General features: G+C 61.9%; 7 protein-coding genes, 1 tRNA gene and 2 pseudogenes. 7 read left to right on the forward strand and 3 right to left on the reverse strand.

The features are described 5' to 3' along the window. Together ACXIUA_RS08635 and ACXIUA_RS08640 are read left to right on the forward strand one after the other, a co-directional pair. Nucleotides 1-207 (forward strand): CsbD family protein (locus ACXIUA_RS08635; RefSeq protein WP_070363288.1); only part of this gene is annotated, 207 nt, incomplete at its 5' end. Between the two features lie 49 nt (nucleotides 208-256). Next, nucleotides 257-344 (forward strand) — tRNA-Ser (locus ACXIUA_RS08640). Nucleotides 345-566: 222 nt separating this feature from the next. On the opposite strand, the pseudogene ACXIUA_RS08645 reads toward ACXIUA_RS08640, so the two are convergent. Beyond that, nucleotides 567-984: pseudogene (locus ACXIUA_RS08645) on the reverse strand (transposase family protein); the annotation flags it as partial. Between the two features lie 164 nt (nucleotides 985-1,148). Beyond that, on the reverse strand, nucleotides 1,149-2,003 hold the full coding sequence (erm, locus tag ACXIUA_RS08650; RefSeq protein WP_457976575.1) for a 23S ribosomal RNA methyltransferase Erm: 855 nt from the start codon (nucleotides 2,001-2,003) through the stop codon (nucleotides 1,149-1,151). A gap of 478 nt (nucleotides 2,004-2,481) precedes the next feature. Between erm and ACXIUA_RS08655 the strand changes: the two genes are divergently transcribed. From ACXIUA_RS08655 to ACXIUA_RS08665, 3 genes and pseudogenes are all read left to right on the forward strand, one after another. Beyond that, nucleotides 2,482-4,884, forward strand: coding sequence for an MMPL family transporter (locus ACXIUA_RS08655; RefSeq protein ID WP_457976576.1), 2,403 nt, complete (start codon nucleotides 2,482-2,484; stop codon nucleotides 4,882-4,884). Continuing rightward, a pseudogene (locus ACXIUA_RS08660) lies at nucleotides 4,881-5,027 on the forward strand (tRNA guanosine(34) transglycosylase Tgt); the annotation flags it as partial. The gene ACXIUA_RS08655 and the pseudogene ACXIUA_RS08660, both read left to right, overlap by 4 nt. A 407-nt stretch (nucleotides 5,028-5,434) precedes the next feature. After that, nucleotides 5,435-7,405, forward strand: a complete 1,971-nt coding sequence (locus tag ACXIUA_RS08665) for a hypothetical protein (protein WP_457976577.1) — start codon at nucleotides 5,435-5,437, stop codon at nucleotides 7,403-7,405. 76 nt (nucleotides 7,406-7,481) lie between these two features. Here ACXIUA_RS08665 and ACXIUA_RS08670 read toward each other — a convergent pair whose 3' ends face one another. Beyond that, nucleotides 7,482-8,513, reverse strand: coding sequence for a prephenate dehydrogenase (locus ACXIUA_RS08670; RefSeq protein ID WP_246814881.1), 1,032 nt, complete (start codon nucleotides 8,511-8,513; stop codon nucleotides 7,482-7,484). A gap of 52 nt (nucleotides 8,514-8,565) precedes the next feature. Between ACXIUA_RS08670 and ACXIUA_RS08675 the strand changes: the two genes are divergently transcribed. Together ACXIUA_RS08675 and ACXIUA_RS08680 are read left to right on the forward strand one after the other, a co-directional pair. Then, nucleotides 8,566-9,048 (forward strand): tRNA adenosine deaminase-associated protein, encoded by a 483-nt coding sequence (locus tag ACXIUA_RS08675; RefSeq protein WP_457976578.1) that lies wholly within the window; start codon nucleotides 8,566-8,568, stop codon nucleotides 9,046-9,048. 41 nt (nucleotides 9,049-9,089) lie between these two features. Then, a complete protein-coding gene (locus ACXIUA_RS08680) occupies nucleotides 9,090-9,518 on the forward strand; it encodes a nucleoside deaminase (protein WP_071567969.1) in 429 nt (142 codons plus the stop codon). Nucleotides 9,519-9,608 lie beyond the last annotated feature (90 nt).

A 9,608-nucleotide genomic window follows, 5' to 3' on the forward strand; every position in this document is an offset into this window, starting at 1 on the left:
ATGGCTTTTGAAGGAGCAGCAGACAAGCTGAAGGGCACCGCTAAGGAAGCAGCTGGCAAGCTTTCCGACGACAAGTCCCTCGAGAACGAAGGCAAGGCCAACCAGCTCATTGGCGATGCAAAGGATAAGGTCAACGAGGCTGCCGACTCCGTCAAGGACAAGGCAAACGAGGTAGCCGCCAAGGTCGAGGACAAACTGAACGACTAGTCCCCGCCTTGATTTGGTTGCTCGGGCAATAACCGTTACCCTGGTTTGCGGTAGCGTGTCCGAGCGGCCGAAGGTACTCGCCTCGAAAGCGAGTGAGGGTAAAACCTCCGCGGGTTCAAATCCCGCCGCTACCGCCAATTAAAAACAACGCACCCTGGGTTCGCCTGGGGTGCGTTGTTTTGGTTTTGGGGGGCCCGAGTGCGCGAGTGCCGGGTTGCACGCGTGGGGATTGAGGGTGTGAATCCCACTGTCGTGGGTTTGATGAGGTAGTCGATGTTGCGGAAGCTTTGGCATCGGCGTGCGTTGTGCTCCGTACGTTGTTTCAAAAACGGGTTTCATCAAACGGAACAAAACCTGGGACACTTCATATCCCACCCCAGGCCTAATGACTTGGGTGCAGCGGCAACGCTCATCCGATTTAGGCAGAGTCGTTGCAGGATCCAGTGGGTCACCTGGTCCGTGGTCTTTGAATTGTCGGGCGCGCAGGCAAGGCCAGCACGGAAGATCTTCTGCAAGCAACGCTTGTTGGTGCACCGGTAGCGTGGAAGGCGCACATGAAGTTGTTGGGTGGCCGACGATGGGCAGATCGACCAGGCTGCGGATGACGTGGTCGCGGAATACTCCAGGCTGCCCGCAGGTAGGGCATTCATTGATCGGCTCGACGGGTTCGGCTTCAATAACAGTGACGTCACCGTTTTCTGTGGCACCGGTGATAGTAGTTCCTAGTTTTGCGGTGCGGCAGATGGTATCGACGATGACATTTCCGTTAGGCTGCACAGTAGGTCCTTAGTTTTGTACGGATGGATTAGATACCTTTTTCCTACAAAGCCAAGGACCCCAATATCTTGTGCCACGCCCGAACCCCCGGCGAACTAATCAATGCACTCTAAAACCGGAAGAGCCCTTTTAGTACTACTGGTGGATTTCGGTTTTGGTGGGGATTAACGCCGCCGGCTTCGGCTTTTCCGTTGAGGAGGTCGTTGACTACTTCCCGATGGTGAAATGGGTCGATGGTGAGGTAGAGAGGAACCAGTCACCTGGAAGAGATCGATCCAGTCGTTGGTGTGCAATCTGGGAGGTAGGGTCGCGGGGTCGATTCCTCGCGAGCGCAACCATGATTGTGTCTCTGAACGTGATGAAAACAACCCTGCCCTTCGGAGAATTTCCCCTATCCCGCGTCCCCGGGCAGTGAAAACGGTGTGCACCATCGCCTGAAAGGCTTTGCGCTGCTCTATCGGAATCTTCGGGTCACCCACCCGGCGGATCACTAAGATCCCCCCGTCAACGTTTGGCTGTGGCCGGAAAGCAGTCCTTGGTACCCGAGAACCCAGGTGAAATGTGAACCATGGGGACCACTGAGCCGTCATCATCGTGCTTGCGCCTACCCCGGCCCGGCGGCGAGCGACTTCCCACTGCATGAGGAGTACAGCGTCAGTCCATGCTGGCGCATGCAGCAACTTTCGAAGAATGGCAGTGGTGAGGTGAAAGGGAATGTTTCCCACAATGACGCAGGGAGTGGCGGGTAACCGGAAGTTAAGGAAATCATCATGGACCACTTCGACCGCCGCCGAGGAGGTTTCTTGTGTGATTTTGGCAGCTAGTTTTGCGTCCACTTCAACTGCCGTTATCGCCCTCCCCAAGTGGGCCATCGGGTGAGTGAGGGCACCGCTTCCTGGTCCGATCTCAATGATGGGGCCGGAGGTTTGTTTCACAAGGTCGATGATGGAGTTGATGATCTTGTGGTTGGTGAGAAAATTTTGGCCATGCTCGTGACGGCCGTGTCCGTATGCAGACATCAGGTGTGCTCCTTGGATTTGAAAGGGAGCCGGGCATGACAAATAGCCGCCCGGCTAAAGGACCGGAGCGGTTTCTAACCTGCGGGAGGGAGAAAACCGCCTTAGCGGCTGGTGAGCGGCCGCATGAAAACGGAACCTGAAATCAACATGGGTCTAATTATATCCATTAAAGTGCCAAAGGACGCAATTCGCAAAACGAGCATTTGTATTCCCGCAGGCCAAAAAAGGGCTAGAATTATTGCGTTGCGTCTTTTGGCACTCGCTCCTTTGTATGTGCACCACATTCCCGGATTTGGGGTGGGGTCGGTGCGTTTCCCCAGGTTGTCTAAGGCGGGCAACTTTTTCGCTTGGTCAAACCGGTGACCTGGGTATGAAGGGAAATCGAGTCCAGCAAGGGTTCGCCTATAAGATGGCCTGGTAGTGTGCCACGGTTTGGTGGCAGTCAGAATCGAGAAGCGACAGTGAGGACGTAAACACCGTGGCGAAGATGCTGTTTCGGCTTGGGCGCTGGTCATTTCTGCATAAGTGGAAGGTGATCGTGGCGTGGCTGTTGCTGCTCGGGGCGACGGCGGCAGGGGCGTTTTCGCTGATGAAGCCGTTTACGTCGGAGTTCTCGATTTCGGGAACACCGGCGATCGATGCGTTGGAGGACATGGACCGACACTTCCCGGGTGAAGGGAACGTGGCGACGGCGCCCGGGGTGAATTTGGTGTTTGCGGCGCCGGAGGGGCGTCGATTAGATGAGCCGGAGTTCATGGCGGGGATGGACGCGACGGTCGGCTACATCGAGGAGCACCTGGAGGGGCTGACGGGGACGGACAGGTTTGGCAACCCGGTGAATGTGAACCGGGAGCTGGGGGAGATGATCGTCGGGCAGATGACGCAGATGGGCCTGCCTGAGGAGCAGGCGAAGCAGGACGCGTACTACCTGCGGATGGTGTCGGATGATGGCCGGATCGGGTACACCACGTTTGAGTTTGGTGCGGAGTCTTCGATGTCGGTGTCGGAGGAAGAGCGCGCCGTGGTCAATGAGGCGCTGGAGATCGGCCGGGAGGCTGGCCTGCAGGTTGAGGCCGGTGGCGCCGGGTTCGGGGATCCGATCCAGATTAAGACGACGTCGGAAATGGTGGGGCTCGCGGTGGCGTTTGTGGTGCTGATTGTGACGTTTGGGTCCTTGGTGGCGTCGACAATGCCGATTGTGAGTGCTGTTGTTGGGGTGGGCATTGGTGTGCTGGCGGTGCTGATCACGACGCATTGGGTGGAGCTCAACGAGGTCACGCCGGTGCTGGCGGTGATGATCGGGCTGGCTGTCGGTATTGACTACGCGCTGTTTATCCTGTCGCGGTACAGGCAGGAGCGGCAGACGCTGGACGCGCCGGAGGCGGCGGGCCTGGCGGTGGGAACGGCCGGGTCCTCGGTGGTGTTCGCGGGGGCGACGGTGTTTACGGCGCTGGTGGCGCTGTCCCTGGCCGGTATTGAGTTTTTGACGTGGATGGGCCTGGCGGCGGCGCTGACGGTGCTCATCGCGGTGCTTGTGGCGTTAACGCTGCTCCCGGCGCTGCTGGGGGTGTGGGGTGATCGCTCGTTTGGTGGGAAGCTGCCGTGGTTCGCGGGCAACCCTGGCCCGGGCAAGCGGCCTGGTCGCGACTTGTCGGCGAAGTCGGTGGGCCGTTCCTGGGTGAACGTGGTGCGTAAGTTCCCGGTGGTGGTGATGACGGTCGTCGTGCTGGGGTTGGGTGCGATGTCGGCGCCGCTGCTGCAGTTGGAGATGGCGTTGCCGTCGGATACGACGTCGAACCTGGACACGACGCAGCGCAAGTCGGCGGACCTGATGGCGGAGGGCTTCGGCCCGGGGGTCAACGCGCCGTTCCTCCTGGTTGTCGACGCCACCTCCGTCAACCCGGACGCGGAGATGCTGCAGCCGTACATGGCGATGATGCCGGACGAAGCCGGCGGGCGCGCGCAGAAGGCGGCGCTGGCGTCGTTTATGTACGCGGTGCAGGAGGCCAACAGCGTCAACGGGATCGAGCACGCGCAGCTCGTCGGCGCGAATGAGGACCTGACGGCGGCCCGGATCCTGGCCACCCCGAAGGGCGGTCCGGAAGAGGAGTACACGCTGGAGGTGGCGCATGCGCTGCGTGCGAACAATGTCCAGGTGGAGGATGCGACGGGGACGTCGATAGGCCTGACGGGTCTCACTGCGGTGCAGATGGACATTACTGAGGAGCTGGGCGACGCGATGCCGCTCTACCTGGCGATTGTGGTTGGGCTGGCGATCATCCTGCTGATCCTGGTGTTCCGCTCCATCCTGGTGCCGGTGGTGGCGGGCCTGGGCTTCCTGCTGTCGGTCGGTGCGGCGTTCGGTATGACGGTGGGCCTGTTCCAGCTCGGCTGGGGCGGACTTGTGAACACTCCCGGCCCGATCCTGTCATTTATGCCGATCTTCCTGATCGGCGTCACGTTCGGCCTGGCCATGGACTACCAGGTCTTCCTTGTCACCCGTATCCGCGAGCGCTACCTGAAGTTGCGCCGCGCCGGCGACCCGGAGGCGGAAATCAAGGCGGTGCGCGAGTCCACCGTCGAGGGCTTCGTGCAGGGCGCGCGCGTGGTCACGGCCGCAGCCGTCATCATGATTGCGGTGTTCGTGGCGTTCATCGACCAGCCGTTGCCATTCATCCAAATCTTTGGCTTTACGCTCGGCGCCGCCGTATTTTTCGACGCCTTCTTCGTCCGCATGGCGCTCGTCCCCGCTACGATGTTCATCCTGGGCCGTTCCACCTGGTGGATGCCGAAGTGGCTGGACAAGGTGCTGCCGGAAGTTGACGTGGAGGGCACCGAACTCGAAGCCGAATTCCACCCCGAATCACTGGAGCACGCATGACCGACGACCTTTCCTTCGACCTGAACACCACCTTGTATGACGCGCCGGGCAAGCATGGGCGCACGGGTGTGATCCATACGCCGCACGGCCCGATCCAGACCCCCGCGTTCATCCCGGTGGCCACGAAGGCCACGGTGAAGACGTTCAACGCCGTGGTCAAGCAGTTCAACCAGGCGATGCCGCAGCTCGCAATCGAGCGTCCGGCGTGGATGAACCAGATCAGCCGACAGCTAGAGCAGCTGCACCCAGCAGCGGGTCCGGCAGTGCTGGCCATCATCCTGGTCGCGGTCGGTGCCATCGCGGTGGGCCTTGCTTACGCAGCCTGCAAGTCTGGTGCCGACGGCTCCAGCAAGGGAGAAAGCTCCAGCAAGAAAGAGCAGACCCCTAGTGAGGAAAAGGTCTCCTAGCCCAAAGCGCTAAGGACGAGCGAAAAGTAACCCGCCACCACGAAAATGGTGGCGGGTTGCTGCTTGAGAAGTACCACATCGTTTTGTACATTGAATGGTGGATTACTGGGTTTGCAGCCCCGCAACCTATACGAGAGGGAACAATGAAAATTTCGAAAACCGCCGGTTACTACGGCCGCTTGGCGATGGCGTCCGCACTCGCCGGGACATTCACACTCGTCCCAGTGGCAGCGAACGCCGACACCACGACCGAGACGCCCACCCAGGCGCCCGTCACCACGACAGCAACCGCTCCTTCGAGCATTGCTTCCTCCAGCGTGACGCCGAGCGCCAGCGCCACCCCAACCGTGAGCGTTGCTCCGTCAGTTGCGGGTGCGCCAGCAGTGGCGACGACGCCAGCGAAGGCGAAGAAGGCGTCGACAAGCGATAAGCCGGGCACTGGTACGAGCGGTGTAGAGCTCGAGTCCGGTGCGTGGACGTACACGGCGGTGGCGGGGCACCCAACCGACGGCAGCGTCTACGCGCTGTCCACCGCGCCACAGGAGAACCACCTGCTGAAGATCGACCCGGCGACGGGCAACGTCGAAGATCTTGGGGCTGCACGCGTCGAGCACGGCGCACTTCCTACCGACATCACCACGGCAACCATTACCTCTCATGGTCGCCTGATTGTGTCGGAGGAGCTGGCCAAGGACGGCGACAGCTACTACGCCATCGACCTGGACAAGCTGAGCGCGACCACCACCCCGGTGTTCACCGAGCACAAGGTGTCGGTGGATACCTTCAGCAAGCCGAAGGACTTCAAGGCACCCGGTGCGTGGGGCACGGCTTCCAAGAAGGTCGACCCGAAGGGGGAGTACCTGCACGCATACGCTGAAACCCTCGACGGCAAGCCAGCGCTGTGGACCCTGAACACCGACACCGACAAGCTCAGCGTGACCACGTTGAAGGTGGCGCGTGGTGTGAAGACCGAGGGCATCGACCGTCTGGGTGAGGTTGCCTACGCAGTGACCAAGGACACCGACGTCTTCGTTGCCGGCGACAAGGACGGCAACACCGTTGAGTTCAAGCCGACGCAGCTGAAGATCGGCCCTGGCGACGAGCTCGTGGCCACGTTCTCCCAGGACGGCGACGACACGCTCAGTGAGGTGCTCGGCGCCGATAAGAAGTTCGGATTCACTGCCATCAAGCACGCTGGTGAGGAAAAGGACGCGGAGACGCCGGCTTCGGACAAGACGAAGGCCGATGCGGAGGCCCCGAAGTCTGACAATACTGCGGAGCAGGCGGATAAGAAGCCGTCCGAAACGACGAAGTCTGACGCTGAAGCTGCGAAGCCTACTGAGCCGACGAACAAGGATGCGGACAAGCAGCAGCCTCCGGCCAACAACAATGAGAAGCCGTCCTCAACTCCGACGCCAGAGGCCACCGAGCAGCGCACGCTCGAGGTCGAGATCTACGTCGGCACTGGTGAAAAGAAGAAGCCGGTCGAGGGCGCACGCCTGGTCGTCCCGAGCCTGGACAACCTCGAACTCGAAGGCGCAACCGACGCCGACGGCTACCTGTCTACCACCCTGCCAGCAGAGCTCAACGACAAGAGCTTCACTGTCCGCCTCGTAGAGGCACCGGAAGGCTACAAGAACAAGTCCATCCAGATCAAGAAGGATGACCTGGTCAAGGAAATCACCCTGGACAAGGACACCCGTGCAACGAGCACGATGTCCAAGCCGCAGGAAATCCTCGAGGTGTTCAAGGAGGTCAAGCCGCTGCTCGGCGCGTTCGGTGCCCTCGCGGGCGCAGGCGCAGGGGCTGCAGGTTCGAAGTCGACAAGCTCGAAGACTTCGACGACCTCAACGTTCTCCAACTCCAAGAGCTCCGGCACTGTTTCCACCGGACGTACCACCAGCGCAACGTCCCGCAGCACGGCAGCGTCCCGTTCCACGTCGAAGAGCAGCAGCAATCGTAGCTCCAGCAAGTCCTCCTCGACGACCACGTCGACCCGCAGCGGGGACCTCGCCGATACCGGTACCCCGATGTCCGGCGTGATCACGCTCGGCATCGTGCTGTTCCTGATCGGTGGCGCGTACATCTTCATGGGACGTCGCCGCGACGCATAAAGCGCATTAGCAGTACAGAGTAAAGGCCCGAAGGGAGTGATCCCCTCGGGCCTTCGTCATACCCAGTAAACGCGAGTTAGAACACCTCGACGCGTCCGCCCAACGACTCGATCTGGCGCAGCTGCTTCACCCAGCCTGGCGCGCCCGGGTGTAGGCGCATCACAGGGCGCGAAGAAATCTTCACCGGTGACACCGACTCACGTCGCGCGCCCGAACGCGCCAGCATACGGGTGTGCGCCCGGTGGCCGTTCTCGGCGAGGCGCTTCATGGAAGGAGCGTCGGCGGAGAGGGCGGAGCGGGCGTCGGCAAGCAGTTCGGTGAACTCGTCGATGATGCTGACGAGGCTCTCCGCGTTGGTTTCGCACATGTTGCGGACCAGCGACGGGTCCGTGCCCGCGACGCGCGTGGCGCCCTTGAATGAGCCAGCCGCCAGCGACTGCGCCAGCGTGCCGCCGCGATCCCCGACCACGGAGAGCGCCTCCGCGATGACGTGCGGCAGGTGGGACACGCGGGCCACTGCCTCGTCGTGGCGCTTCACTGACACCGGCACGGCCTCCGCGCCCGTGACCGCGACCAGGTTGCACACGTCCGCGAACAGGCTCGCCCACGTCTGTGGCACCTTGTCGACGCTCTCCGCGTAGTCATACGTCACCACCCACGCCGCGCGCTGGAACAACCCTTCTTGGGACGCCGACCAGCCGGAAAACTCGGTGCCGGCCATCGGGTGCCCACCAACGTAGCGTTCCTCAAGACCGCGCTCCAGCACGAGGTCGTACACCGGCTGCTTCACGCTGACCACGTCTGTAATGCCGCAGCTCGGGGCGTGCTCCGCGATGGCGTCCAGGACGGTCGCCACCGCATCCATCGGTACCGCGATCACGATCAGGGCCTGCTGCGCCTCTGCCTTCTGCAGTGCGGCCTCGAGGTCGTTGGTGACGTCGAAACCATCTTTTTGCGCAGCCCTCGTGCCCGCATTCGAGTGCGTGTAGCCGAACGCATCGTGGCCGGCCGCGGTGAGGTCGCGAATGATGGAGCCACCGATCAACCCCAGCCCAACAATGCAGACGGGAGGCAGGTGGCGCGAAGAATGTAGGAATGAGGCAGTCACGGTTTCACATTCTAGTGACAAATTCACTGCGTGCAGGCTAATGTCGTGAGACATGGCACAGGAATTTCCAGACGGGTACGCAGTGACAGTCGCCCAGCACGACGGCGCATGGTCCGTGCACCGCTACAACGACAGCTTCGACTCGCTGGAAGACACCATCGCCGCAGTACGCCGCCTCCGCAGCGAAGGCCCGGCGTTTGCGCTGCTCAACGTCGAAAATGAGTACGTTGTGGTGCTGCGCCCAGGCCCAAACAGGGCACGCATCCTCCTTAGCGACGCCCCCATCGCCGTCGACGACGACTACGCCGCCGACGCCCTCGAAGAAGCCGGCTGCGACATCCCCGACATCGACCCCGATGACCTTGACGACACCGACAGCTGGGCCGACGGCGACTTCGACATCCTCGCCGACCTCGGCCTCACCGAAGAACGCCTCAGCCTCCTTCTCGACGCCGACGAAGAACCCGCCGACCTCATCGAGGACATTGCCGACGCCCTCGGCTTCGCCGACGAACTTCACGAAGCACTGCGGTAACGTTGGCCTGCTCAAGCTGGCAGCGGCGCGCCACCGCCCGCATGCAACAAGCGCTCGACCTCGCGGCAACGACCCCGCCCGGCGACGTGCCCGTCGGCGCCCTCGTCTTCGACGCTGGCGGCGAGGTGATCGGCCGCGGCGTCAACCGGCGCGAACAACGCCAAGACCCCACCGCCCACGCCGAAGTCGAAGCGATCCGGGACGCCGCGCGCACCCTCGGGACCTGGCGCCTTGACGGTTGCGAGCTCGTCGTCACCTTGGAACCCTGCACCATGTGTGCCGGGGCCCTGCTCGGCGCCCGCATCGACTCGCTCATCTTCGGCGCCTTCGAGCCCAAAACCGGCGCCGTTGGCTCCCTGCTTGACGCCCTCCGCGACCCTCACCACCTCCACCAAATCCAAGTCCGCGGCGGGATCATGGAACCCGAAAACGCGGAACTGCTCGCCGAATTTTTCCGGGACCTGCGCTAATACTTAACCGAATCGTTACAGTGCCGCCCTGCCAAAGTGGCTACCATGGGGAACCGTTAGCTTAAGAACGAAACGAAAAGGAGCAACCAC

The organism is Corynebacterium sp. UMB8791, assembly GCF_054166365.1.

Coding starts and splice junctions, on each gene's coding strand:
- erm (WP_457976575.1), bottom strand. CDS start 2,003: ATGTCTGCATACGGACACGGCCGTCACGAGCATGGCCAAAATTTTCTC.
- ACXIUA_RS08665 (WP_457976577.1), top strand. CDS start 5,435: ATGAAAATTTCGAAAACCGCCGGTTACTACGGCCGCTTGGCGATGGCG.
- ACXIUA_RS08675 (WP_457976578.1), top strand. CDS start 8,566: ATGGCACAGGAATTTCCAGACGGGTACGCAGTGACAGTCGCCCAGCAC.
- ACXIUA_RS08680 (WP_071567969.1), top strand. CDS start 9,090: ATGCAACAAGCGCTCGACCTCGCGGCAACGACCCCGCCCGGCGACGTG.